Annotated in this window: 16 protein-coding genes, 18 tRNA genes and 3 rRNA genes; all 37 read right to left on the bottom strand. The window is 37.6% G+C overall.

The annotated features are described in order from the left end of the window. Positions 1-79: 79 nt before the first annotated feature. The gene (mreD, locus tag FNL60_RS00190; RefSeq protein WP_002263141.1) at positions 80-586 is read right to left on the bottom strand and encodes a rod shape-determining protein MreD; all 507 of its coding nucleotides are present in this window, start codon (positions 584-586) and stop codon (positions 80-82) included. 1 nt (position 587) lies between these two features. After that, positions 588-1406 (bottom strand): rod shape-determining protein MreC, encoded by an 819-nt coding sequence (mreC, locus tag FNL60_RS00185; protein ID WP_002263142.1) that lies wholly within the window; start codon positions 1404-1406, stop codon positions 588-590. 64 nt (positions 1407-1470) lie between these two features. Then, positions 1471-1558, bottom strand: a tRNA-Ser gene (locus FNL60_RS00180). Between the two features lie 9 nt (positions 1559-1567). Next, positions 1568-1641, bottom strand: a tRNA-Ile gene (locus FNL60_RS00175). A 34-nt stretch (positions 1642-1675) separates the two neighbouring features. Further along, a tRNA-Gly gene (locus tag FNL60_RS00170) sits at positions 1676-1746 on the bottom strand. 6 nt (positions 1747-1752) lie between these two features. Beyond that, positions 1753-1825, bottom strand: a tRNA-Phe gene (locus FNL60_RS00165). Between the two features lie 9 nt (positions 1826-1834). After that, positions 1835-1908 (bottom strand) — tRNA-Met (locus FNL60_RS00160). A 12-nt stretch (positions 1909-1920) separates the two neighbouring features. Next, a tRNA-Ser gene (locus tag FNL60_RS00155) sits at positions 1921-2010 on the bottom strand. Between the two features lie 14 nt (positions 2011-2024). Next, positions 2025-2098 (bottom strand) — tRNA-Ile (locus tag FNL60_RS00150). Between the two features lie 23 nt (positions 2099-2121). Continuing rightward, positions 2122-2195 (bottom strand) — tRNA-Met (locus FNL60_RS00145). Between the two features lie 5 nt (positions 2196-2200). Next, positions 2201-2274: transfer RNA gene (locus tag FNL60_RS00140), tRNA-Pro, on the bottom strand. A gap of 52 nt (positions 2275-2326) precedes the next feature. Next, a tRNA-Arg gene (locus tag FNL60_RS00135) sits at positions 2327-2400 on the bottom strand. 13 nt (positions 2401-2413) lie between these two features. Then, positions 2414-2499: transfer RNA gene (locus FNL60_RS00130), tRNA-Leu, on the bottom strand. Positions 2500-2506: 7 nt separating this feature from the next. Next, positions 2507-2578: transfer RNA gene (locus tag FNL60_RS00125), tRNA-Gly, on the bottom strand. Positions 2579-2580: 2 nt separating this feature from the next. Then, a tRNA-Thr gene (locus tag FNL60_RS00120) sits at positions 2581-2653 on the bottom strand. Positions 2654-2667: 14 nt separating this feature from the next. Beyond that, positions 2668-2749, bottom strand: a tRNA-Leu gene (locus tag FNL60_RS00115). A 9-nt stretch (positions 2750-2758) separates the two neighbouring features. Beyond that, positions 2759-2831, bottom strand: a tRNA-Lys gene (locus FNL60_RS00110). Between the two features lie 27 nt (positions 2832-2858). Further along, positions 2859-2931, bottom strand: a tRNA-Asp gene (locus FNL60_RS00105). A gap of 29 nt (positions 2932-2960) precedes the next feature. Beyond that, positions 2961-3033: transfer RNA gene (locus FNL60_RS00100), tRNA-Val, on the bottom strand. A gap of 4 nt (positions 3034-3037) precedes the next feature. Next, a 5S ribosomal RNA gene (gene rrf, locus FNL60_RS00095) occupies positions 3038-3153 on the bottom strand. Between the two features lie 182 nt (positions 3154-3335). After that, positions 3336-6236: ribosomal RNA gene (locus FNL60_RS00090) — 23S ribosomal RNA — on the bottom strand. A gap of 256 nt (positions 6237-6492) precedes the next feature. Beyond that, a tRNA-Ala gene (locus FNL60_RS00085) sits at positions 6493-6565 on the bottom strand. A gap of 60 nt (positions 6566-6625) precedes the next feature. Continuing rightward, positions 6626-8182: ribosomal RNA gene (locus FNL60_RS00080) — 16S ribosomal RNA — on the bottom strand. The 16S, 23S and 5S rRNA genes sit together here with 18 tRNA genes alongside, the layout of an rRNA operon. 314 nt (positions 8183-8496) lie before the next feature. After that, positions 8497-9912: an APC family permease gene (locus FNL60_RS00070; RefSeq protein WP_002262635.1), complete on the bottom strand. Its 1416-nt coding sequence runs from the start codon at positions 9910-9912 to the stop codon at positions 8497-8499. A 487-nt stretch (positions 9913-10399) separates the two neighbouring features. Further along, positions 10400-12370, bottom strand: a complete 1971-nt coding sequence (gene ftsH, locus FNL60_RS00065; RefSeq protein ID WP_002266494.1) for an ATP-dependent zinc metalloprotease FtsH — start codon at positions 12368-12370, stop codon at positions 10400-10402. A gap of 21 nt (positions 12371-12391) precedes the next feature. After that, complete coding sequence (gene hpt, locus FNL60_RS00060; RefSeq protein ID WP_002262637.1) at positions 12392-12934, bottom strand: hypoxanthine phosphoribosyltransferase; 543 nt, start codon at positions 12932-12934, stop codon at positions 12392-12394. Between the two features lie 3 nt (positions 12935-12937). Next, a complete protein-coding gene (gene tilS / locus FNL60_RS00055) occupies positions 12938-14209 on the bottom strand; it encodes a tRNA lysidine(34) synthetase TilS (RefSeq protein ID WP_002280010.1) in 1272 nt (423 codons plus the stop codon). Further along, positions 14206-15441 carry a serine hydrolase gene (locus FNL60_RS00050; RefSeq protein ID WP_002280011.1) on the bottom strand — a complete coding sequence of 412 codons (1236 nt, stop codon included), beginning with the start codon at positions 15439-15441 and terminating at the stop codon, positions 14206-14208. The genes tilS and FNL60_RS00050 overlap by 4 nt, the downstream gene beginning before the upstream one ends. 9 nt (positions 15442-15450) lie before the next feature. After that, entirely contained in the window at positions 15451-15570 is a 120-nt protein-coding gene (locus FNL60_RS00045; protein WP_002264629.1) for an SP_0009 family protein, read from the bottom strand. Next, positions 15570-15941: a septum formation initiator family protein gene (locus tag FNL60_RS00040; RefSeq protein WP_002262641.1), complete on the bottom strand. Its 372-nt coding sequence runs from the start codon at positions 15939-15941 to the stop codon at positions 15570-15572. Before FNL60_RS00040 ends, FNL60_RS00045 begins: the two co-directional genes overlap by 1 nt. Beyond that, the gene (locus tag FNL60_RS00035) at positions 15928-16200 is read right to left on the bottom strand and encodes an RNA-binding S4 domain-containing protein (protein WP_002271741.1); all 273 of its coding nucleotides are present in this window, start codon (positions 16198-16200) and stop codon (positions 15928-15930) included. The genes FNL60_RS00040 and FNL60_RS00035 overlap by 14 nt, the downstream gene beginning before the upstream one ends. Before the next feature lie 129 nt (positions 16201-16329). After that, positions 16330-19827 (bottom strand): transcription-repair coupling factor, encoded by a 3498-nt coding sequence (gene mfd / locus FNL60_RS00030; RefSeq protein ID WP_002280012.1) that lies wholly within the window; start codon positions 19825-19827, stop codon positions 16330-16332. Then, the gene (pth, locus tag FNL60_RS00025) at positions 19820-20389 is read right to left on the bottom strand and encodes an aminoacyl-tRNA hydrolase (protein WP_002262644.1); all 570 of its coding nucleotides are present in this window, start codon (positions 20387-20389) and stop codon (positions 19820-19822) included. The genes mfd and pth overlap by 8 nt, the downstream gene beginning before the upstream one ends. Positions 20390-20475: 86 nt before the next feature. Continuing rightward, positions 20476-21591, bottom strand: coding sequence for a redox-regulated ATPase YchF (gene ychF, locus FNL60_RS00020; RefSeq protein ID WP_002264633.1), 1116 nt, complete (start codon positions 21589-21591; stop codon positions 20476-20478). Between the two features lie 163 nt (positions 21592-21754). After that, positions 21755-21946, bottom strand: a complete 192-nt coding sequence (locus tag FNL60_RS00015) for a DUF951 domain-containing protein (RefSeq protein ID WP_002262646.1) — start codon at positions 21944-21946, stop codon at positions 21755-21757. A 272-nt stretch (positions 21947-22218) separates the two neighbouring features. Beyond that, complete coding sequence (dnaN, locus tag FNL60_RS00010) at positions 22219-23355, bottom strand: DNA polymerase III subunit beta (protein WP_002262647.1); 1137 nt, start codon at positions 23353-23355, stop codon at positions 22219-22221. A 155-nt stretch (positions 23356-23510) separates the two neighbouring features. Next, positions 23511-24869 (bottom strand): chromosomal replication initiator protein DnaA, encoded by a 1359-nt coding sequence (gene dnaA / locus FNL60_RS00005; protein ID WP_002262648.1) that lies wholly within the window; start codon positions 24867-24869, stop codon positions 23511-23513.

Here is a 24869-nt window from a genome sequence, read left to right as displayed (position 1 = left end):
TTATAATTATATCAAAAAAAACCTTTTCATATATTACGTCATTATTACATTTTTATTTAAAATGCTTTAACATCACCTTTCATAGGTAAATCCTTTCTAAAAGTTTTTGAAAGAAGAGAAAAGCCAGTATATTAAAAATTAAGGAAGGTGCTAAATTATAAGTGATAAAATCATTTAAAGGATAAGCTGTCAATTGATATAAATAGGCCATACCAATACTAGCAAAATCAAGAAAAAAGATTAGGATAAAAAAAACTAGAAAGCGTTGAACAGGACCATTTGGAATATGTTTCCATAATTTAAACATAATAACAATTGTTAAAGGATACAACATAGTTGCAATTCCCAAATTATATACCCCTAAATAATAAAAATCATAAATAATTCCTAAAACACAGGCAAGTCCAAAAATAAAATAAGGATTGAATACAAGAGTATAAAACAATAACACAATGAATAAAAAATGACTTGACACAATAAACTGATTTTGAAATAAGATTCGTGATAATAAAGATAAATGCCCATCTACAAGTAACATAAGAAAGGCAAATAAAATGACAAATAATTTATTTTTAAAGATAGACATATTAATCACCTACTAAAGTTACATGGGAGATATCAGATAAATCTACCGCTGGTTTAACGAAAATTTTCCGAGAAAGATTGTTTGAATTATTTTCTTCAGATACAACCTTACCAACAGACACACCTTCAACACTTTGTCCATCTAAGCCACTTGTTGTAACACTATCCCCTTTCTTAACATCTAAGGAGGAGGTTAATTGAGTAATTTCAAAAGTACTGGTTTTAGGATCATAATGTGTTAAAATGCCAAAAACATCCCCCTTTTGGGTTGCAATTTTGACTGGAATTTCATCAATGCTTTTAGTATTGGAAAGCAGTTTTACAGAACTAGAGGTAGCAGTAACTTGAGTAATTTTCCCCACTAAATTACCATTTGAAAGGACTAACATATTTTTTGTCACCCCATCATTTTTTCCTAAATCTATAGTTAATATATCTAACCAAGAAACCGGGGAACGAACAATGACTTTAGATGACAAAACAGTTAGATCAGGGAAATTTTCTTTTATTTTTAAAGTCTTACGAAGTGCTGTGTTTTCTTCTTTTAATCTCTCTAAATCACCTTTTTGCCCCTCAAATTTTTCTAACTTACGCTTTAATGTTTTATTTTCTGAATTAGTTTTAAACAAATGCTTAGTATTATCAATTACTTGAAAAGGCCAATGTACGATCTCATCAGCGCTAGAAACAACTAAATTAACAGGCTTTGATACCGATTTTATAATAACAGAATCTTGGAAAATAAAAAAAAGTCCTATTGAAATTGTTAATAATACCGTGATAACAAAAACAATAAAACGTGACAATCTCATTTTTTTCATCTCATCCCACCCGCACACAAACGTATAATTAAAACGAGATATCAATAGATAATCTCGTTCACTACGGAGAATGGGGGATTCGAACCCCCGCGCCGGTTTCCCGACCTAACGATTTAGCAAACCGTCCTCTTCAGCCTCTTGAGTAATTCTCCAAATATATATGGGCACGAGTGGACTCGAACCACCGACCTCACGCTTATCAGGCGTGCGCTCTAACCAGCTGAGCTACGCGCCCAAGCCTATGCTTGGTTTATCTTTTATAAAAGAAAAGCGGGTGACGAGAATCGAACTCGCGACAACAGCTTGGAAGGCTGTAGTTTTACCACTAAACTACACCCGCTAAAAATGGCGCGAGACGGAATCGAACCGCCGACACATGGAGCTTCAATCCATTGCTCTACCAACTGAGCTACCGAGCCTTCCTCTTATTGCGGGAGCAGGATTTGAACCTACGACCTTCGGGTTATGAGCCCGACGAGCTACCTAACTGCTCCATCCCGCGATATGTCTATAAAGGAGGATGTGGGATTCGAACCCACGCACGCTTTTACACGCCTGACGGTTTTCAAGACCGTTCCCTTCAGCCGGACTTGGGTAATCCTCCGCAGAGATATAATATGGACCTTGTAGGACTCGAACCTACGACCGCTCGGTTATGAGCCGAGTGCTCTAACCAGCTGAGCTAAAGGTCCAAAACACCCACATAATTAATTTATAGCGGCGAAGGGGATCGAACCCCCGACCTCCCGGGTATGAACCGGACGCTCTAGCCAGCTGAGCTACACCGCCAATAATCGGGAAGACAGGATTCGAACCTGCGACCCCTTGGTCCCAAACCAAGTACTCTACCAAGCTGAGCTACTTCCCGTAAAACCTCTCCTCATCATTAAAGTGTGCTAGTCCTTTACTAACCCCACTCATGCACCCTGCAGGATTCGAACCTGCAACCGCCTGATTCGTAGTCAGGTACTCTATCCAGTTGAGCCAAGGGTGCTCCTTCTTATTTATGCCGAGGACCGGAATCGAACCGGTACGAAGGTTCCCCTTCGCAGGATTTTAAGTCCTGTGCGTCTGCCAGTTCCGCCACCCCGGCCTCCTAAAGCGAACGACGGGATTCGAACCCGCGACCCCCACCTTGGCAAGGTGATGTTCTACCACTGAACTACGTTCGCAATGCCGGCTACATGACTTGAACACGCGACCCTCTGATTACAAATCAGATGCTCTACCAACTGAGCTAAGCCGGCCTATCTCCTCTATATGCGGGTGAAGGGACTTGAACCCCCACGCCCTTAAGCGCCAGATCCTAAATCTGGTGCGTCTGCCAATTCCGCCACACCCGCATCTCTTGATGACCCGTACTGGGCTCGAACCAGTGACCCTTTGATTAAAAGTCAAATGCTCTACCAACTGAGCTAACGAGTCGATGATCCCTCTCTTTTCAGAAAAAGACGGTCCCGACGGGAATCGAACCCGCGATCTTCGCCGTGACAGGGCGACGTGATAACCGCTACACCACGGGACCTCTAACTAATCACTTTAGTTACTTAGTTATGGGAGTTAACGGGCTCGAACCGCTGACCCTCTGCTTGTAAGGCAGATGCTCTCCCAACTGAGCTAAACTCCCTCTTGCTAAGCGATGACCCTATCTCACAGGGGGCAACCCCCAACTACTTCAGGCGTGCTAGGGCTTAACTGCTGTGTTCGGCATGGGTACAGGTGTCTCCCCTAGGCTATCATCACTTAACAAGCGTGATCGCTCACTCACGATTGAATAGCTAGCCACTGAAACCGACGCTGCGCCTGCTTTCTTTAAAAAATGGTACTCGGGCTAAATCCTTGGAAAAAAGAGAAATGGTCTGGTGTCCATCAAACACTGCACCCATTTCCTATTTTTCAGGCGGATTTTACGCCCTTAGTCACTTATTTTTGGATAAGTCCTCGAGCGATTAGTATTGGTCCGCTTCACGTCTCACAACGCTTCCACTCCCAACCTATCTACCTGTTCTTCTCTCAGGGCTCTTACTAACTGAACGTTATGGGAAATCTCATCTTGAGGGGGGCTTCACACTTAGATGCTTTCAGCGTTTATCCCCTCCCTACTTAGCTACCCAGCGATGCTCTTGGCAGAACAACTGGTACACCAGCGGTAAGTCCACTCTGGTCCTCTCGTACTAGGAGCAGATCCTCTCAAATTTCCTTCGCCCGCGACGGATAGGGACCGAACTGTCTCACGACGTTCTGAACCCAGCTCGCGTGCCGCTTTAATGGGCGAACAGCCCAACCCTTGGGACCGACTACAGCCCCAGGATGCGACGAGCCGACATCGAGGTGCCAAACCTCCCCGTCGATGTGAACTCTTGGGGGAGATAAGCCTGTTATCCCCAGGGTAGCTTTTATCCGTTGAGCGATGGCCCTTCCATACGGTACCACCGGATCACTAAGCCCGACTTTCGTCCCTGCTCGACTTGTCTGTCTCGCAGTCAAGCTCCCTTATACCTTTACACTCTGCGACTGATTTCCAACCAGTCTGAGGGAACCTTTGGGCGCCTCCGTTACACTTTAGGAGGCGACCGCCCCAGTCAAACTGCCCGTCAGACACTGTCTCCGTAGATGATCAACCTACCGGGTTAGAGTAGCCATCACACAAGGGTAGTATCCCAACATCGCCTCCAAGTAAACTAGCGTTCACTCTTCCTTGGCTCCTACCTATCCTGTACATGTGTAACAGATACGCAATATCAAACTGCAGTAAAGCTCCATGGGGTCTTTCCGTCCTGTCGCGGGTAACCTGCATCTTCACAGGTACTAAAATTTCACCGAGTCTCTCGTTGAGACAGTGCCCAAATCATTACGCCTTTCGTGCGGGTCGGAACTTACCCGACAAGGAATTTCGCTACCTTAGGACCGTTATAGTTACGGCCGCCGTTTACTGGGGCTTCAATTCACACCTTCGACAAACGTCTAAGCGCTCCTCTTAACCTTCCAGCACCGGGCAGGCGTCACCCCCTATACTTCATCTTGCGATTTCGCAGAGAGCTGTGTTTTTGATAAACAGTTGCTTGGGCCTTTTCACTGCGGCTGACTTATCGCCAGCGCCCCTTCTCCCGAAGTTACGGGGCCATTTTGCCGAGTTCCTTAACGAGAGTTCGCTCGCTCACCTGAGGCTACTCGCCTCGACTACCTGTGTCGGTTTGCGGTACGGGTAGAGTATTCATTAACGCTAGAAGCTTTTCTTGGCAGAGTGACATCACTAGCTTCGCTACTAAACTTCGCTCCCCGTCACAGCTTGGTGGCGCAGAACTAAGCATTTGACTCAGTCCTCACCTCACTGCTTGGACGTGCTCTTCCAATCGCACGCTCTAGTTAGCCTGCTGCGTCCCTCCTTCACTCAATACTCTAGTACAGGAATATCAACCTGTTGCCCATCGGATACACCTATCGGTCTCTCCTTAGGTCCCGACTAACCCAGGGCGGACGAGCCTTCCCCTGGAATCCTTAGTCTTACGGTGGACAGGATTCTCACCTGTCTTACGCTACTCATACCGGCATTCTCACTTCTATGCACTCCAGCGCTCCTTGCGGTACACCTTCTGCGCACATAGAACGCTCTCCTACCATCCCCTAAGGGATCCACAGCTTCGGTAAATTGTTTCAGCCCCGGTACATTTTCGGCGCAGGGTCACTCGACTAGTGAGCTATTACGCACTCTTTGAATGAATAGCTGCTTCTAAGCTAACATCCTAGTTGTCTGTGCAACCCCACATCCTTTTCCACTTAACAATTATTTGGGGACCTTAGCTGGTGGTCTGGGCTGTTTCCCTTTCGACTACGGATCTTAGCACTCGCAGTCTGACTGCCGGTCTTAACTCGTTGGCATTCGGAGTTTATCTGAGATTGGTAATCCGGGATGGACCCCTCAATCAAACAGTGCTCTACCTCCAAGAGTCTCGCGACCGACGCTAGCCCTAAAGCTATTTCGGAGAGAACCAGCTATCTCCAAGTTCGTTTGGAATTTCTCCGCTACCCACAAGTCATCCAAACACTTTTCAACGTGTCCTGGTTCGGTCCTCCAGTGCGTTTTACCGCACCTTCAACCTGCTCATGGGTAGGTCACTTGGTTTCGGGTCTACATCTACGTACTTAACCGCCCTTTTCAGACTCGGTTTCCCTACGGCTCCGTCTCTTCAACTTAACCTCGCACGTAAACGTAACTCGCCGGTTCATTCTACAAAAGGCACGCTCTCACCCATTAACGGGCTCGAACTTCTTGTAAGCACACGGTTTCAGGTTCTCTTTCACTCCCCTTCCGGGGTGCTTTTCACCTTTCCCTCACGGTACTGGTTCACTATCGGTCACTAGGGAGTATTTAGGGTTGGGAGATGGGCCTCCCAGATTCCGACGGGATTCCTCGTGTCCCGCCGTACTCAGGATCCTGCTTGGCATCAAGTGAATTTCAAATACGAGGCTCTTACTCTCTCTGGCGACTCTTCCCAGAGTCTTCTTCTATTCCCTTGGCTGCTTTATCGCAGTCCTACAACCCCAGAGTGTAAACACTCTGGTTTGCCCTCCTGCCTCTTCGCTCGCCGCTACTGAGGCAATCGCTCTTGCTTTCTCTTCCTGCAGCTACTGAGATGTTTCAGTTCACTGCGTCTTCCTTCTCATAACCTTAACAGTTATGGATAACAGGCATTACCTGTTGGGTTCCCCCATTCGGATATCTCTGGATCAAGGCTTACTTACAGCTCCCCAAAGCATGTCGTCGTTCGTCACGTCCTTCATCGGCTCCTAGTGCCTAGGCATCCACCGTGCGCCCTTATTAACTTAACCTTATTTCTCGTTTCTCTGGCTTTTCAGCGTCTCGGTTTCTTTTTTGTTTCCCTATAGCTGCGCTATAGGGCTTTTACTAGCTATTCAATTGTCAATGAACCATCTCTAGGATACTTAACATATCCTAAGTGGATTTTATAGACTTCCTTGTCTTAAACAAGATATGAAGTTGAACTCCAGACTGACTTCTTAGAAAAATAGATAATCTTCTACAGAAGTATTCGCAAGCGAACCGTCTGTTAGTATCCTGTTTTAATGGAGCCTAGCGGGATCGAACCGCTGACCTCCTGCGTGCAAAGCAGGCGCTCTCCCAGCTGAGCTAAGGCCCCACTTACCCTCTCAAAACTAAACAAGAAGTTCCCCCTAATGTGCTTTGCGTTTTTCCTTAGAAAGGAGGTGATCCAGCCGCACCTTCCGATACGGCTACCTTGTTACGACTTCACCCCAATCATCCATCCCACCTTAGGCGGCTGGCCCCTAAAAGGTTACCTCACCGACTTCGGGTGTTACAAACTCTCGTGGTGTGACGGGCGGTGTGTACAAGGCCCGGGAACGTATTCACCGCGGCGTGCTGATCCGCGATTACTAGCGATTCCGACTTCATGGAGGCGAGTTGCAGCCTCCAATCCGAACTGAGATCGGCTTTCAGAGATTAGCTTGCCGTCACCGGCTCGCAACTCGTTGTACCGACCATTGTAGCACGTGTGTAGCCCAGGTCATAAGGGGCATGATGATTTGACGTCATCCCCACCTTCCTCCGGTTTATTACCGGCAGTCTCGCTAGAGTGCCCAACTTAATGATGGCAACTAACAATAAGGGTTGCGCTCGTTGCGGGACTTAACCCAACATCTCACGACACGAGCTGACGACAACCATGCACCACCTGTCTCCGATGTACCGAAGTAACTTCCTATCTCTAAGAATAGCATCGGGATGTCAAGACCTGGTAAGGTTCTTCGCGTTGCTTCGAATTAAACCACATGCTCCACCGCTTGTGCGGGCCCCCGTCAATTCCTTTGAGTTTCAACCTTGCGGTCGTACTCCCCAGGCGGAGTGCTTATTGCGTTAGCTCCGGCACTAAGCCCCGGAAAGGGCCTAACACCTAGCACTCATCGTTTACGGCGTGGACTACCAGGGTATCTAATCCTGTTCGCTACCCACGCTTTCGAGCCTCAGCGTCAGTGACAGACCAGAGAGCCGCTTTCGCCACTGGTGTTCCTCCATATATCTACGCATTTCACCGCTACACATGGAATTCCACTCTCCCCTTCTGCACTCAAGTCAGACAGTTTCCAGAGCACACTATGGTTGAGCCATAGCCTTTTACTCCAGACTTTCCTGACCGCCTGCGCTCCCTTTACGCCCAATAAATCCGGACAACGCTCGGGACCTACGTATTACCGCGGCTGCTGGCACGTAGTTAGCCGTCCCTTTCTGGTAAGCTACCGTCACTGTGTGAACTTTCCACTCTCACACACGTTCTTGACTTACAACAGAGCTTTACGATCCGAAAACCTTCTTCACTCACGCGGCGTTGCTCGGTCAGACTTTCGTCCATTGCCGAAGATTCCCTACTGCTGCCTCCCGTAGGAGTCTGGGCCGTGTCTCAGTCCCAGTGTGGCCGATCACCCTCTCAGGTCGGCTATGTATCGTCGCCTTGGTAAGCTCTTACCTTACCAACTAGCTAATACAACGCAGGTCCATCTACTAGTGATGCGCTTGCATCTTTCAATCAATTATCATGCAATAATTAATATTATGCGGTATTAGCTATCGTTTCCAATAGTTATCCCCCGCTAATAGGCAGGTTACCTACGCGTTACTCACCCGTTCGCGACTCAAGAAAACACGGTGTGCAAGCACAGTGTGTTCCCTTGCGTCCCACTTGCATGTATTAGGCACGCCGCCAGCGTTCGTCCTGAGCCAGGATCAAACTCTCATTTAATCGTTTGAGTTCTTTCTCATTACTGTCCACTGACAGATTTATGTTTCGTTCTTTGACAGGTCACATTTCTTTATGTCACCCTGCACTTTGGTTGGTTCGTCTTCTTGTTCAGTTTTCAAAGGGCTCTGCCTCTTTCTGAGACAACTTCTTTATTCTACCAGCTCTTCCCCCCTTTGTCAATAGCTTTTCTCGCTTTTTTTCTGTTTTAACTGAGATCATTTGGTAAAGAGATAGACAAGGTTTCATTTTTGGTTAAAAATAATACCAAATCTAGCAGAAAACTCGGCATTACCTATGACTATTTACCAAAAGGTCTATCTAATTTTTGGATTATTTTTTATGAAAATAGTTGAATGTCTATAGCCATATGCAAAGTAAATTAAGAAACCTATAGATGTACTGATTCCAAATGCAATCCAAGTGACAGACTTATATTGACTCATAAGAGATAAGCATATAACTATAGAAACAATAGGTAAAAATGGGATAAATGGTGTTTTGAATTCTCCAATTTTAGGTTGTCCCTGATCTTTTCTGAGCTTGATAATAGCAATGGCCAACATAATAAGATAAGCTAGGGTACAAATATTTAAAAATTCTGCAATGCTAGAAAGCGGAAAAACTCCAGCACAAATCATAGAAGCAAAACCAACAAGAAGAGTAGCATTTTTCGGAACCTTGCTATGTTTGGTAACAATGCCGAGTTGTTTTGGCAATAATCCATCACGACTAATACTATAAACGGTTCTAGCTAAAGCAAAAGTCATAGAAATGCAAACTGTTATAAGAGTCAGAATCGCAACAACTGAAATATAGTTTGCTGCCCATACCAAACCCGCTTGACGAAGTGCAAAGGCAACTGCATCGGCAACATTTAATTTAGAATAATGAACAATACCAGTTAATACAAGAGTAACACTAACATAAAGAATGGTAACAATCGTTAAAGAAGCAATAATACCTTTGGGAATATTTTTTTGTGGTTTTTGAACTTCATCCACTGCCATTGAAATAGATTCAAACCCCAAAAATGCAAAAAACATCAAAGAAGCGCCAGCCATTATTCCAGTTTGTCCACCATAAATTTTTCCAAAACCAAAAGGTGCAAAATTAGACCAATTTTCAGGTTTTATATAAAACAATCCAATAATTATAAAAAGGGCTAAGGCAGAAAATTTCATTACAACTAAACTACTATTAAAGCGTAAGGCAATTTTAGAATTTAATAACACGATTCCTGTGACTAAAAAAATGACTAAGGCAGGAAGCAAGTCAATGTAATTATTTTTAGCTGGATTAAAAGTACCATTAAGCAAAGATGGTAATTCAATACCATAGCTTGATAACAATCCCTTGAAATAACTTCCCCAACCAGATGCTACACTTGAAATTGCAGTAAGAAATTCCATAATAATGTACCAACCAGCTAACCAAGCGGGAAATTCTCCCAAAGTAGCATATAAGTAGCTGTAAGCTCCACCATTTGCAGGTATTCGAGAAGTAAATTCAGCATAGAAAAGTGCAGAAATTCCAACGGCAATTGCCGAAACAATAATTGAAATAATCAAAGCAGGACCCGCATACTTAGCTGCACCAATACCAGTAATTGTAAAAATTCCTGTTCCAACCATTGATCCTAATCCAAGAAAAATTAGATCAATTACTTTAAAGTGACGTTTCATTTCTGTTTTATCTAAATTAGTATTCTTCTTTCTGAAAATAGTCATCATTTCTCCTAACTTTATTAACAGCCTTATTAGTTTACCATAGTCAGTAGACCTCTGTAAATTTAAACGGCAAAAAACAGTTGGGAAATTGTGTAAAATGTAGGTAAACTTTTTTAAACCCTGCAAATTAAAGATTATTTCTTTTATTGGCATTGGCGAGCGACTCAAACCTTGAATGAAACTTTCTACCATTCGGAATATTTGAGTTTAAAATTTCAAATCTTAATTAAACACGGGCGTGGATTGTGTCAAAAAAGGAACCCTCCTAGAATCTTAAAATTTTATCTTTCTATAACATCCGATAAATTACAACAAAATTAAAGGGGATTTGGTTTTATAATAGTATAAAACCAAATCCCCTTATTAATATTGTTAGTTATGCCAATCAATGAATGGTAACCCTCTATGGTTAATAAATATTAAGCTGAGTGTTTGATAAGCTCTAATATTCCTATTCCAATCCTTATTGGTTGGTTTTTAACAAGACCCATTAATCAGTATTATCTTCAGACATTTTTTCTTTTATTTCATCATAAGAAAGCGCATGTGCATCCTTTGAATCCTCTGATTTTTCAGGCATCTTACCAGTCTCATAAATAGATTTAATTTGCGCTGCATCCAAAGTTTCATATTTAAGAAGCGCTTCTGCAATTAATTTATGCGTTTCACGATTATCATTGATAATTCCAGCTGCCTTATTGCGAGCTTCATTAAGAAGTTCACGAACTTCTTCATCAATAAGAAGGGCTGTTTGTGCTGAATAAGTCTTTTCTGATGCAAATTGTCCTGGCATCATTGAATGATTACCTTCATATTGAACTGGACCGAGCTTTTCACTCATACCATATTCTGTTACCATTGATCGTGCCAATTGAGTGGCTTGTTCAAAGTCATTTGAAGCACCTGTTGTTTGAGCATTGAAGATAATTTCTTCTGCGACACGTCCTCCCATCAGTCCAGCTAACTGTTCCTTCAAATCACTTTTTGATAAGAGATTTTGATCTTCTTTTGGAAGAGCAATCATGTAACCGCCAGCTCGACCACGAGGAACAATAGTAACTTTATGAACAACTCGTGCATTCGATAAAACAAGTCCTACAATGGTATGTCCAGCTTCGTGGTAGGCAATCATCTGACGTTCATGTTCAGAAACAGTCTTATCTTTCTTAGACGGGCCTGCAATAACGCGATCTTCTGCTTCATCAATATCACTGGCATCAATAATTTTTTTACTGCGACGGGCAGCAACAAGAGCAGCTTCATTCAGAACATTTTCTAAATCAGCACCTACAAAACCTGGTGTTTGTTGCGCAACAACTTTTAGATTAACATCACTAGCTAGAGGTTTGTTTTTAGCATGAACACGTAAAATCGCTTCACGACCTTTAACATCTGGTTGACCAACAAGAACTTTACGGTCAAAACGACCTGGACGAAGAAGGGCTGGATCCAAGACATCACTACGGTTGGTTGCTGCAATAACAATAATATTTTCATTACCTTCAAAACCATCCATTTCAATCAACAGTTGGTTAAGTGTTTGTTCGCGTTCATCATTTCCGCCGCCCATACCAGCGCCACGGCGACGACCGACCGCATCAATTTCATCAATAAAGATAATGGCACGCTCTGCTTTCTTAGCATCTTCAAATAATGAACGAACGCGGCTAGCACCAACCCCAACAAACATTTCAACAAAGTCAGAACCAGAAATAGAGAAGAACGGAACACCAGCTTCACCGGCTACTGCTTTAGCAAGAAGTGTTTTTCCTGTTCCTGGAGGGCCTTCAAGCAGAACACCGGCTGGAATACGAGCACCTAAAGCCTTATAACGTTTAGGATCTTTTAGAAAATCAACAACTTCAATAAGTTCTTGTTTTTCTTCTTCTGCACCAGCAACATCTGAGAATCGAACCTTAACATCACTTTTAGAAGAAGAACGAGCTTTATTTTTACCAAAACTCATGGCACCACGGGCACCGCCGCCACTTTGATTTAACATCATAGTGAAGAAGAAGATCATTATGAGAATTGGCAAGAAGCTCATTAAGAAGGAGATCCAAGCTCCGCTTGAACTCTCTTGTTTAACAGAAATTTTAGTTCCTTTATCTTCTGCTAATTTTTCAATTTTTTCAATAGAAGTACTATTAGGAAGGACAATTGAGGTAAACTTTTTAACTTTTGTTGTTGTCCCGTTGAAAAAAGCTAAGTCACTGTTAGTTTTAATTTCCCGAGACTTTGTGTAATCACCTGTTACTTGGACGATACTGCCACTTGGTTGGTAAGTAATTGATTTTATATCACCCGATTTGACGCGTTTAACGAGAGTTGTATAACTAATTTTTTCACTTTGTGAACCTGTTCCTCTAAAAAAATATTGAAAACCTGTCACAATAGCTAAAATCAATATGATATAAACAAGAGAATTTCTAACAAATCCATTATTTCGATTATTTTTCATATATTAATTAAAACCTTTTTCTTATTTTGAATAAACGTCTTCTTTTAAGACTCCTACATAAGGAAGATTACGATAGTTTTCAGCATAATCTAATCCAAAACCAACAATAAATTCATTAGGCACTTTATAACAAACATAATCCGCGTCAATATCAACAACACGACCTTCTGGTTTGTCAAATAATGTGGCAATCCTCACAGAATTTGCTTGACGATACTTGAACATATCACGTAGATATTTCAAGGTTCGGCCTGTATCAATAATGTCTTCAATAAAGATAACATCGCGATTTTCAATGTTAGTATCAACATCTTTTAAAATCTTCACTTCACCACTACTCGTGGTTCCGCCATGGTAACTTGATACGACCATGAAATCAATCTCAATATGAGTATCAATATGTTTCATTAACTCAGCCATAAAAGGGACAGAACCTTTTAAAACACCCACTAAAAGCGGATTTTTACCAGCATAATCTTTGGTTAACTGAGCACCTAATTCTTTTGTTTTAACAATGATTTCCTCTTCAGAATAGAGAACTTTCTTAATATTCTGTTCAAGCATTTCTCACCAATTTCTATTTTGAATATACAGTCTGCCTTTCATTATATCATCTTTAAAACCTTTTCTCAAATAAGTAACTCCATCTAAAAGAATTAATATAATATCGCTATCTTGTTCAACAATAATAGCATTTGAACGTTTAAAAATAGGAATTTTTTCATCTATAAATAAACGTCGCAATTTTTTAGAATGACTTCCTAATTTGATTTTGTCCCCAGGCTTACGGCGTCTTATAATAATAGGAAAATCATTTTTTACAGGGATTCCTTTTTTTGAATCTGAACCCTCTTGAAAAGAGAAAATGTACTGACCATATTTGACCATACTGCCATATTCTAATACTTTTTCGCCTTCAAATCTATCCGTCTCAGGACCTATTTTACAAATTTTGAACCTTTTTTTGTCTTTTTTCAAATAGTAATTATTTTTTAAATAATCATAGTAATAATCTTTTGTTTTCAGAATATGAAGCAAATTATCAAATTGAGCTTTGCTGACTTCTAAATTTGGAAATTTTCTTAGATAGTTCTGCAATAAAAAGTACTGTATTGCCTCACTTTGACTTCTAAAAATTTGACAATCTTGAATATCTAATTGCGAGGTTAAATCTGAAAAAGCCTTGAAAAGGAGATTTGTTTCTTCACTCATTTGGATTAAATGCTGACTTAATTTAGGATTTTCCTGTGTCAAAATAGGCAAGTAATGATTTCTGATTCTATTTCTAAGATAAGAATTTCCTTGATTTGAATCATCATCAAAATGGAAAATATTTGGTAGTTCCTTCTTGTGAAATTTTAAAAAAGGACGAATCAGTTGGCCATTGCCAAACTCCTGAATTTCTTTAATACCAGTCAAATATCGTAAGCGTGATCCTCTGAGTAAACGTAAAAAGACTGTCTCAGCCTGATCATTAGCATGATGAGCCGTAACAAGAGCTGTATATCCATGCTCTTTCATTATATTTTTGAAAAAAGTATAACGAAAATCACGCGCCTTTTTTTCTGAAAAAATTCCCTTAAAAACAGCAGTATAAAAAGGAATATGATTGTCTCGTGCCCAATTTTTAAGATAAATTTCTTCTTCATCAGCTTGTGGTCTCTGTTTGTGATTCACATGAGCTATAGCTATTCTAATTTGCAGTTTTTTCTGGTAAATATGCAAAAAGTGCAGCAAATTCATCGAATCTACCCCACCTGATACAGCTATTAGAATATTATAATGCGTCTCAAAAAATTTTTTCTCTTGAACATACTTTAACACTTTTTCATAAGTCATTTTAAAATACCATAGACATCATCAGCTATAGCTGATATGTCTTCATAAGATGATTTATCTGTAAAAATTGATAAGATAAAAGGTTGGTCAGCATAAATAATAGCAACATCATGCTTATAATCGTAAGCGTCTCCAATTTTATGAGCTACAGGAACTGAAATATCACGTGAAATGCGTGTATTATCAAATTCTGTTGAAGTTAAGTAGCTTATAACAGGACACTTTTGGGAATAAAGTGCTTCCATAACATTTGCTGCTGTTTTAGAGGAAACATTACGGCTTTCCATGTTCCACTTAACATCTGCAACCCTTAAAACCGTTTTTTGATAAGTTTTATCGTACTGATGGGCAATATAGTAACCTAAAATATTACTAGCAACATTATCTGAATGCTGAGCAACAGCTTTTAAAAGACTATCAACAGTATAGTATTTATTGTCAGCTTTTTTAGGCATTTCACCACTACCTTCTACCTTATAAGCTCCTTTAAACTGGTTAACTTGTTCAATATACTTAAACTTATCAGTTAGTTTAACCCTACTATCCTTTATCTGTTTTTCAATAAAATATAGAATTGGCAATTTAGTTACACTAGCAGAATACATTGATTTATCTTCATTTATTCCAGCTGTTTTTCGCGTTTTTAACTGTTTTACATAAATAGAATAATTGGGTTTATTATACTTTCTAGTCAGTAAAGCTTGTACCTTTTCCATTCGGTTATCTTGAACAGTTAAATCCTTTTCATTAATCCAACCCTGGCCGTCAGCTTTTAAATAGATACCGTGCTTAGTAATAGCTTTTTGGGAAATATGTACCTTGTTATAATTCGTTAGTTTGGTATTAGCTATTTTTGTTCCTGCAACATAAGGTGTTTGATAAACGGTAAATGTCTTTTTTAACCAGTAGCTTCCCTTAACATTTTCTCGTCGAAGAACAATATCTTCATAAACATTATCATGACTTGCCCTAATGAAACGACCATTGGATAGCTTAAAGACTGGTGTTTTTGCCTTATTGGTAATAAGAGACATAATTTTAAATTTAGAACCAAGTTTTATTTTTTGAACCTTACCAGTTAAATCAGCAGTTGAAAAGCTGGAAACGTCATGATAGAGATTCGGGTTGGTTGGTATTTTATCAAAAAATGCTATAGGCTTTTTTTCTGTGCTAATAACAAAAATAGGAGTAGAAAAAACAAACATTAACATTATGGCTAATAGCTTTTTCATTTTTTCCTCCTATTTTGATTTTTGACGAGATGTTTCTTCTCGTAAAGCTTGATTCTTTTTGGCTAATTCTTCTAATTTTTCATCAGAATAAGTTAAAAATTTCTCAACTGTTTCAATTAAATTTTTCATTATTTAGGTAATAAATTTGGAGCAGGGTAAATATTTTCACCATCTATTGAATAATAATATTTAGCACGTGCATACTTCTCAACATAATTATCATCTTTTAAACGATCAGCAAATTTTTTCTCAGCATCTGTTTTAGCATCTAATCTTTTCTGTTGATTTTGTAGTTTTACAATTTGTTCTTTTTTACTTTGCAAATTCATATAACTAGCTACAAGGTTATAGGCCGGTAAAATAAATAATAAAATAATAAAAATCAAAATCCACCCAATAAAACGGTGGCGACGTTTGGTTTCTTCTTCTTCATAACGTTTTTTAGTTTTTTCATCATTAATGTATTTGTTATTAAGCTGAACAATGTTAGGTTTCTCCATTTAAGTCAATCCTCGTCTCACTTATTATTTCATACATTTTTACAGCATCTTCTTTTTTGGTGCTATCTTTCATTTCTAAAACACGAACAGTCAATAATTTATTACCAAAACGTATTTCAATGGTGTCATTTATTTTTAAGTCTGTTGAACTTTTAGCCAGAATGCCATTTACTTTAATTCGTCCTCTATCAGCAACTTCCTTGGCCACAGACCGACGTTTAATAATACGTGATACCTTTAAATATTTATCTAATCTCATTTAATTACTCCAGTTTATCCTTTTTATTTTATCATTTTTCTTTATAAAAAGATAGAAACAATAGTAAATATCACAACAAATAAGTTTCCTCTACTCAGTTAGAAAGTTCAAAAGTAATTTAATAAATTGTTACTTTTTCTTATCTTTTAGTTTCTTCAAAATTTTTCCAAATTTAATTAATTCTTCTAAAATTTCATATTCCTTTTTAGCTCGCACATCAAAAACAATTTCAATTTTTCCTTTATTTTCACTAATACGAGCTTTTAAATTAGTTTTAGACAAAGCTTCAAAATAATCTTGGGTTAGATAAAATTTTAATGAAATCTTTTCAAAACACACTACTACTGAATTTTGTTTACGATCAAGTGATTCTACAAAGGCATCATCTAGATAAGCTTTTAAAAGACCAATTTCTATCAGATAAGCAACCTGATCTGGATAATCACCAAAACGATCAATCAGTTCATCTTGTAAAGCCTGATAGTCTGTTTTACTTTCAATTTCTCGAATACGTTTATAAATTTCAATTTTCTGACGCTCATCACTAATATAATCCGTTGGTAAATAAGCATCAATTTGTAAATTAATTTCAGCATTTCCCTTAGAACGCGTTTTTCTTTGACCTTGTTTTGCTGCAATTGCTTCTTCTAATAACTGTGAATACATTTCAAAACCTACAGAATCAATGAAGCCACTTTGAGAGGAACCAAGAATATTTCCTGCACCACGAATAGACAAATCTCTCATAGCAATTTTAAAACCTGAACCAAGTTCTGTAAACCCTTTAATAGCTTCCAAACGTTTTTCTGACACTTCTGTTAAAATCTTATCAGGATGATACATAAGATAAGCATAAGCAATACGATTTGATCGACCAACACGTCCCCGAAGTTGATACAAAGTTGACAAGCCCATGTAATCAGCATTTTCAATAAACAGAGTATTAACATTTGAAATATCAATACCTGTTTCAATGATTGTTGTAGTTACTAAGAGATCGTATTCACCACTGATAAAGTCTAGTAAAGTATTTTCAAGTTGAATTTCGCTCATTTTTCCATGAACAAAACCAATGTTGGCTTCTGGAATCAATTCTCTTAGTTCAGCAACTTTTTTGTCAATTGTGTCAACCCTGTTGTAAATATAAAAGATTTGTCCACCTCGATCAATTTCACGCATAATAGCTTCACGAATGACACTTGCATTTGTTTCCATAACATAAGTCTGGACAGGGTAACGATTACTTGGAGGTGTTTCAATAACTGATAAATCTCGTATACCAAGCATAGACATATGTAATGTCCGTGGAATAGGAGTTGCTGTCAAGGTCAAGACATCAACCTTAGTTTTTAATTCTTTCAATGTTTCCTTGTGTTTAACCCCGAATCGTTGCTCTTCATCAATAACAAGCAAACCAAGATCTTTAAACGTAACATCTTTAGAAAGTAGTCGATGTGTTCCAATAATGATATCAACCTGTCCCTTAGCTAATTTAGTTAACGTTTCAGACTGTTCAGTCTTGGTTTTAAAACGACTCATCATGGCAACATTGACAGGAAAATTTTCAAAGCGCTCCTTAAAAGTATTATAGTGCTGTTGAGCAAGAACTGTTGTTGGCACCAAAACAGCAACTTGTTTATCATCATTAACTGCTTTAAAAGCAGCTCTCATCGCTACTTCCGTTTTTCCAAAACCAACATCACCAACAAGAAGACGATCCATTGGTTGGTCTTTTTCCATATCCTTTTTGACTTCTTTAATGGATCTTAATTGATCTTCAGTTTCAACATAAGCAAAATCATTATCAAATTCTTCCTGATTTTTATCATCAGGAGAAAAAGCAAAACCTTTTAATTGACTGCGTTCAGCATAAAGTTTTAAAAGATCATCAGCTATATCTTCAACTTGTTTTGATACCTTTTGTTTAATCCTTTGAAAACGGCCATCGTTAAGCTTATTGATCTTTGGCTCTTTACCATCACTAGCAACATATTTCGAAAGGAGTTCAATTTGTTCAATAGGAATGGAAATACGATCAGCATTTTGATATTGAATGGTTAAATAATCTCGGTGAACACCTGACACTTCAATCGTTTCAATCCCTAAAAAACGTCCTATGCCATGCACATTATGAACAACATAGTCTCCCTTTTCTAATTCATTGTAATCCTTAAGACGCTCAGCATTACTAATATATGAACGACGACGTTTATGCTTTACTTTTTTATGAAAAATTTCTCTTTCAGTGATTAAGACAAGCTTTTCATCAGCAAAATAAAAACCAGTTGAAAGATTTCCAATTGTTAACTGAGCTTGCTTTTTTAACAGATTATCAACTTGACTAATTGGTAAATTGAAATTATATCCCTGTAAAGCTTTTTGTAAATGTCCTTGACTCTGCTGTGAATCTGTTTGTAAAAGAACAGTCATCTCAGATTTTTGATAACGTCTAATTTCATCAATTAATAAAGGAAATTGATTAAAAAATTCCTGCATTGGATACTGTGTAAAGTTATAGAGATAATCAAATTTAAGATTTCCTAAACCTTTATGAAAATTAGAAAAAAAGGTCGCAGGTTGATAGTGTCTTAAATCTTTGTAATTATTAGCAAAATAAGATAAACTTGACACTGCTTTACTATTTTGTAAATCTTCTATCAAAAGGTTAGCAATATCCAAATCAAAACGACTATTCCGATCAATAATTCTTTGAAAATCATCAAAAAATAGTGGTGTTTGTTCAGGTAGATAATTTAAAAGAGTCCATTCTTTTTGATAGAAAAAGGATAAAAACTTTCTAACATCTTGATGACGGTAATGATCTTTCGTAACAGATAAAACCTCTTTTAAATAAGGTTGTAAACTATCATTTGCAGTAATAAGTGCTTTTTCTAAATTATAACAGGCTTGATCAAAATCACTATCTGTCAGGATGATATCATCAGATGGGATCAAAATAAAAGAATCCAGATTACTAAGGGATTTTTGATCATCAGGATCAAAAGTGCGAATGCCGTCTATTTCATCTCCAAAAAATTCAAGACGATAAGGATAGGGCTGATTGATTTCATAAATATCTAAAATATCCCCTCTTTTACTAAATTCTCCAGGATTATAAACTTGTGCTACTTTTTGATAACCAATATTTGACAGTTGCTTGATAATATTGTCAAGATTATATTCTTCACCAACTTTTAATTTAAATTGAGCTGCTTGGTAATTTTGGGGACTTGGAAGTAAAATCCTTATACCAACAATACTTGTCATTAAAATTCCTGATTTTTCTTTATCTAAAAGAAAATTAAGGCTTTCTACACGAGAATTTGTTTTATCTTGCGATGCAAAAATAAACTCTGCTGCTGCAACATCATCAGCGAAAAATTGATAAACTTCTTCCTCACCAATTAAGCTAATTAAATCAGTTGCAAGTTTTTCAGCCTCATTTTGAGTTGACGTCACAATTACTATCTTTCCCTTTTGCTGCTTATAAGCAGCTGCTATTGCCAAAGCTTTACTAGAGCTTGAAAATCCCATTACTAATTGTCTAGTAGGAGCAGAGAGATGTTCTGTCCACTCTTTAATTTTTTGATTTTGTTTAAATAAATCTATTAAATTCATCTTACCCATTAAATTTTTGCATTGTTTGTTCAAAATTTTTCGTTTGTAAATAGTAATTGACAGCTTTGTCAACTTTATCAAGTGTGTTAAAAATAGTTATTTCATCTTTTTTATCAAATTTTCCTAAAACATAGTTAACGACTGTCATCTTATCCTTTGGACGGCCAATACCAATCTTGATACGATCAAATTCCTGAGTCCCAATTTCCTTGATAATGCTTTTTATACCATTATGTCCACCAGCAGAGCCTTTTTGACGAAAACGTATTTTTCCTACTTCCATATCAAGATCATCATAAATAACAATTAGATCTTCCACAGTTAAATTATAATAAGCTAGAAAAGCTCTGACAGCTAAACCACTGGCATTCATAAATGTAGTTGGTTTAATAAAATAAATTTTTTCACCATTAATAAAAGTCGCTACTGTTTCTGCTTTAAATGTTTTATTTTCTGTAAACTGAACATTCAAAGGCTTGACAATTCTGTCAAGAGCCATAAAGCCAACATTATGTTTCGTTTCATGGTATTTACTGCCTGGATTTCCAAGGCCAACAATTAATTTAGTCATGATTTCCTTTCCAAAATGAATTTGTAAAGATTAAGAAGCCCGAACTTTTGTCCCAGCCTCTTTTTTGTTATTGTTCTTTAATTTCCTTAAACATTGAATCGGAATTCCATAATATCACCATCTTGAACAATATAATCTTTACCTTCTTCACGTAGGCGACCTGCTTCTTTTACAGCTTTTTCAGAGCCATATTTTATAAGATCATCATAAGACATGGTTACAGCACGGATGAAGCCTTTTTCAAAATCTGAATGGATAATTCCTGCAGCTTGTGGTGCTTTGATTCCACGTTTAAAGGTCCAAGCACGCACTTCTTTTTCACCAGCTGTAAAGTAAGTTCCAAGACCCAACAAATGATAAGCTGCCCGTGTCAATTTATCAACGCCTGATTCATTTAAGCCCATTGCTTCTAAAAACTCTGCTCTATCTTCATCATCAAGTTCAGAAATTTCTTCTTCAGCACGCGCTGAAATAACAACAACTTCAGCATTTTCCGTTGCTGCAAATTCACGGATTTGTTGAACATAATCAATACTATCTGGATCAGCTACTTTATCTTCATCAACATTGGCTACATAAAGCACTGGTTTAGTTGTCAATAAGAACAAGCCTTTGACAATTTTTGCTTCATCTTCTGTAAAATCAATGGTACGTGCTGACTTTCCATCTTCAAGAACAGGTTTTATCTTTTGAAGAATGTTAAACTCGGCTACAGAATCCTTATCTTTTTGCGTACGTGCAATTTTTTCTACACGCGCATAGCGCTTATTAATAGACTCAAGATCTGCCAAAATTAATTCTAAATTAATGGTTTCAATATCGGCTATTGGATCAACAAAATCAGATTCACGTCCTTGTTCACGCATAACATTTTCATCATTGAAAGCACGTACAACATGAACAATAGCATCTACTTCACGAATATTAGCTAAAAATTTATTTCCAAGACCTTCACCCTTTGACGCTCCCTTGACAATACCTGCAATATCTGTGAACTCAAACGTTGTTGGCACAGTCTTTTTAGGTACAATAAGTTCTGTCAACTTCTGTAAACGTATATCTGGTACTTCAACCATACCCACATTAGGATCAATCGTTGCAAAAGGATAGTTGGCAGCTTCTGCTCCTGCCTTTGTTATTGCATTAAAAAGCGTTGATTTTCCAACATTAGGCAAACCAACGATACCTGCTGTTAAAGCCATTTAAAATCTCCAATATTTTATTCAATCATTAATATTATAGCAGAAAAGATAAGAAAAAGCTTGTCAATTAACAAGCTTAATATAAAATTCAATAATACTGAACCAGCACTTACCTTTTCTATTAAAAATACTGATTTAACAATTTTTCAGCTACATAAGTCTTTTATAAAACCTTTTTTATCTTACGTTCAAAATCATGGCGGCTCATCATGACCACATGATCACAGTTGGTGCATTTGATTTTGATGTCAGCACCGATACGTACGACCTCCCAACAATTGGCTTTTTTACCTGTCGTCTTAATGGTGCAGGCATGGGGCTTTTTCATTTCAACTAAAGATCCTAATTCGTACATTGATTCTCCTTTTTACAGATAAACTTTTCTTTGATAGCAGCTAAACTTTTCAGTTGAAAGTTTAAGCACTTTTCCATCAATTATACTATAACTATTTTTGAAACAGTTAATTGTCCTATACAATTTTTGCCTTAAACTGTGGATAAGTTTCTTTAATTAATGTTGTTTTTTTAGAGTGTTTTTGTCCCTTGAATTGGGATTTACTAAAAATATAGAGCATATAGGTCATTATATCATATTGACAAAAAACAACGCCTATAATAGGCGTCATTTTAGTTTGTGCGAACAGGTGTAATCAATTGAATGAAGTTTTCACTGTTATCACTCGGTGTTAAAGTGAAAGGGCGAATTGGGGAAATAAAACGAATTGTGACAGTCTCACTTTTAAGAGCTTTTAAAGCTTCGATCAAGTAAGTTGGGTTAAAGCTTATTGTTAAATCATTTCCTGATAAGCTTTCAATATCAAGTTCTTCATTGACTTTTCCAACCTCAGGTGAATTAACATGTGCTGTTACTTGATTGTTGATAATCTCCAATTTAACAGTACCATTTTGGGTAGCATTTGAGATTAAATGAGCACGCTCCATAGCATAACGAAGAGCATTAGTATTGAAGACAACTTCTGTTTCAAAGTTATTGCCCAACAAGCGATCAGTATCAGGATAATTTCCTTCTAACAGGCGCGTATAGAAGCTAATATATTCACTTCTAAAGAGGATTTGACTGTTAGAGAAAAATACCTCAACAGATTCAATATCATCTGTAAATACAGCTGCAAATTCACGTAAAGAACGGCTTGGAATGACGACATCAAAATCATCTGATGAATGGTCAAGAGTTAATTTTCTTTGACTCATGCGATGAGAGTCTGTAGCAACAGCTTTAAACTCTTTATGATTTGTCAATACCAAATGGACACCTGTTAAAATTGGTCGACTTTCTTGGGTACTAGCAGCAAAAGCTGTCTCAGAAATAATTGTTTTTAACAATTTTGTTTCTAAAATTAAAGGATTATTTGTTCCAACTTCCTGCAAACGAGGATATTGTTCCACATCTTTACCTTTAAGTGTGATTTCTGATTTTCCACTATTTAAAACAACTTGATGTTGTTCAATTTCTTCAAAATCTAAAGTGATATCAGGTAGGCTTGAAACAATATTAATAAAGAAATTAGCTTCAAGTAAGATAGCTCCTGAAGAAGTAACCAATAGTCCAGCATTTTCTTCTTCAGCTGAAATCGTATTTTCAATAGAAATTTGTCCATTAGAGCCTGTTAAAGTAATGGACTGAGAATTCACTTCAATTTTTAAACTAGAAAGAATAGGAATAGCATTTTTAGAACTAATAGCTCGCTTGGTAGCATTTAAGGCTTGTAAGAAAAAAACTTTATTAATTGAAAATTTTATCATAGAAAACTCCTTTATTTTATAAGTAATAAGTTAGTAGTGGTAGTAGGTTTTGTGTATAGTGAGGATAAGTATAACAATCTTATATTTCATCAGTCTTAAAGATTGTTCACAACTTGTGGATAAATAATACGTTTTCTTTATCTTATACACAGGATTTATTTTATCTTATTTTTAATCGTTTCCATTTCTATTTTTAGACTGTCATCCTGTGCTAACATATTTTTGATTTTATTATAGGCATGTAGAACGGTTGAATGATCTCGCCCTCCAAATTCCTTTCCGATTTTTGGAAGACTGTTATCTGTCATTTCACGTGCTAAATACATGCCAACTTGGCGTGCTAAAACAATGTTTTGTGTTCTCTTGGTTGATTTGATTTCTTTAACAGTTACGCCATAAAATTTTCCAACCTGTTTTTGGATATCTTCAATAGGGATAACAATCATCTTAGGACTGCTATCTTGCTTTCTTGCCCTGATAGCTTCTGCTGCAACTTCAACAGTAATAACATCAAGTTTTTTAAAATTAGCCACAAGACTGATATCTTTTAGGGCACCTTCTAGATCACGGACGTTGGAGTCGAACTGTCCAGCTAAGTATTCAATTGTTTCAGAGAGAAAACTATAATTATATTCTTGAATTTTATTGTTTAAAATAGCTACTCGTGTTTCAAAGTCAGGAGGTGTAATGTTAACAGTTAACCCCCATTTAAAACGTGTTACCAAACGTTGCTCAAGATCGTTAAGGTCATCTGGTGTTCGATCACTGGTAAGGACAATCTGCTTATTATTATCATGTAAAGCATTAAAGGTGTTGAAAAATTCTTCTTGAGTGGCAGCTAAACTTTTCTTGGCTAAAGATTGAATATCATCAATTAATAGTAAATCTAAATTTCGAAATTTCTTCTTTAGCTCATCCATATTTTGTAGTCTAATGTGGACAACAAATTCATTAATAAAATTTTCGGCAGAAATATATTTTATACGAGCTTTAGGATTGCTTGCTAAAACAGAGTTACCAATGGCATTTAGAAGGTGGGTCTTTCCTAAACCGGGTCCTCCATAAATAAAGAGAGGATTATAGGTTGTTCCAGGAAGGTCTGCAACAGAAACGGATGCTGTAAAAGCCCAACGATTTTCATCACCAATCACAAAGTTATCAAAACTATATTTTGGATTAAGATCATTTTGCACAAAAGGAAGTGTTTCTGTTGCAAGTTCTGCAGTTTTATTCTGAGAAATTTGTGGGCTGTTTGATGTGGATTGAGTTTCTTCAAAAACATACTCAATTGAAATTTCTGTATTAAAGACCTCGAATCCAGCTGTTAGAACAACAGGCTGTAAATTTTTTTCCCAAAATAATTTTTTCATATCATCAAGAAGGATAGTCGCAATATTTCCTTCAACTTTCAATAATTTAGCATCTGAAACGAAAAAATCAAATGTCGCTTGCTTTAATTGACTTTGTGCAAGTTCTAAAACCCTATTCCAAAAAATTTGTTCATTTTCTGTCAT

The organism is Streptococcus mutans (genome assembly GCF_006739205.1).
Classification (GTDB): Bacteria; Bacillota; Bacilli; order Lactobacillales; family Streptococcaceae; genus Streptococcus; species Streptococcus mutans.
This window is presented reverse-complemented; position numbering and strand designations above follow the sequence as displayed.

Bases quoted from the DNA above. Each gene is read 5' to 3' on its own strand.
- mreD (WP_002263141.1), bottom strand. From the start codon at position 586: ATGTCTATCTTTAAAAATAAATTATTTGTCATTTTATTTGCCTTTCTT.
- mreC (WP_002263142.1), bottom strand. From the start codon at position 1,406: ATGAAAAAAATGAGATTGTCACGTTTTATTGTTTTTGTTATCACGGTA.
- FNL60_RS00070 (WP_002262635.1), bottom strand. From the start codon at position 9,912: ATGATGACTATTTTCAGAAAGAAGAATACTAATTTAGATAAAACAGAA.
- ftsH (WP_002266494.1), bottom strand. From the start codon at position 12,370: ATGAAAAATAATCGAAATAATGGATTTGTTAGAAATTCTCTTGTTTAT.
- hpt (WP_002262637.1), bottom strand. From the start codon at position 12,934: ATGCTTGAACAGAATATTAAGAAAGTTCTCTATTCTGAAGAGGAAATC.
- tilS (WP_002280010.1), bottom strand. From the start codon at position 14,209: ATGACTTATGAAAAAGTGTTAAAGTATGTTCAAGAGAAAAAATTTTTT.
- FNL60_RS00050 (WP_002280011.1), bottom strand. From the start codon at position 15,441: ATGAAAAAGCTATTAGCCATAATGTTAATGTTTGTTTTTTCTACTCCT.
- FNL60_RS00045 (WP_002264629.1), bottom strand. From the start codon at position 15,570: ATGAAAAATTTAATTGAAACAGTTGAGAAATTTTTAACTTATTCTGAT.
- FNL60_RS00040 (WP_002262641.1), bottom strand. From the start codon at position 15,941: ATGGAGAAACCTAACATTGTTCAGCTTAATAACAAATACATTAATGAT.
- FNL60_RS00035 (WP_002271741.1), bottom strand. From the start codon at position 16,200: ATGAGATTAGATAAATATTTAAAGGTATCACGTATTATTAAACGTCGG.
- mfd (WP_002280012.1), bottom strand. From the start codon at position 19,827: ATGGGTAAGATGAATTTAATAGATTTATTTAAACAAAATCAAAAAATT.
- pth (WP_002262644.1), bottom strand. From the start codon at position 20,389: ATGACTAAATTAATTGTTGGCCTTGGAAATCCAGGCAGTAAATACCAT.
- ychF (WP_002264633.1), bottom strand. From the start codon at position 21,591: ATGGCTTTAACAGCAGGTATCGTTGGTTTGCCTAATGTTGGAAAATCA.
- FNL60_RS00015 (WP_002262646.1), bottom strand. From the start codon at position 21,946: ATGTACGAATTAGGATCTTTAGTTGAAATGAAAAAGCCCCATGCCTGC.
- dnaN (WP_002262647.1), bottom strand. From the start codon at position 23,355: ATGATAAAATTTTCAATTAATAAAGTTTTTTTCTTACAAGCCTTAAAT.
- dnaA (WP_002262648.1), bottom strand. From the start codon at position 24,869: ATGACAGAAAATGAACAAATTTTTTGGAATAGGGTTTTAGAACTTGCA.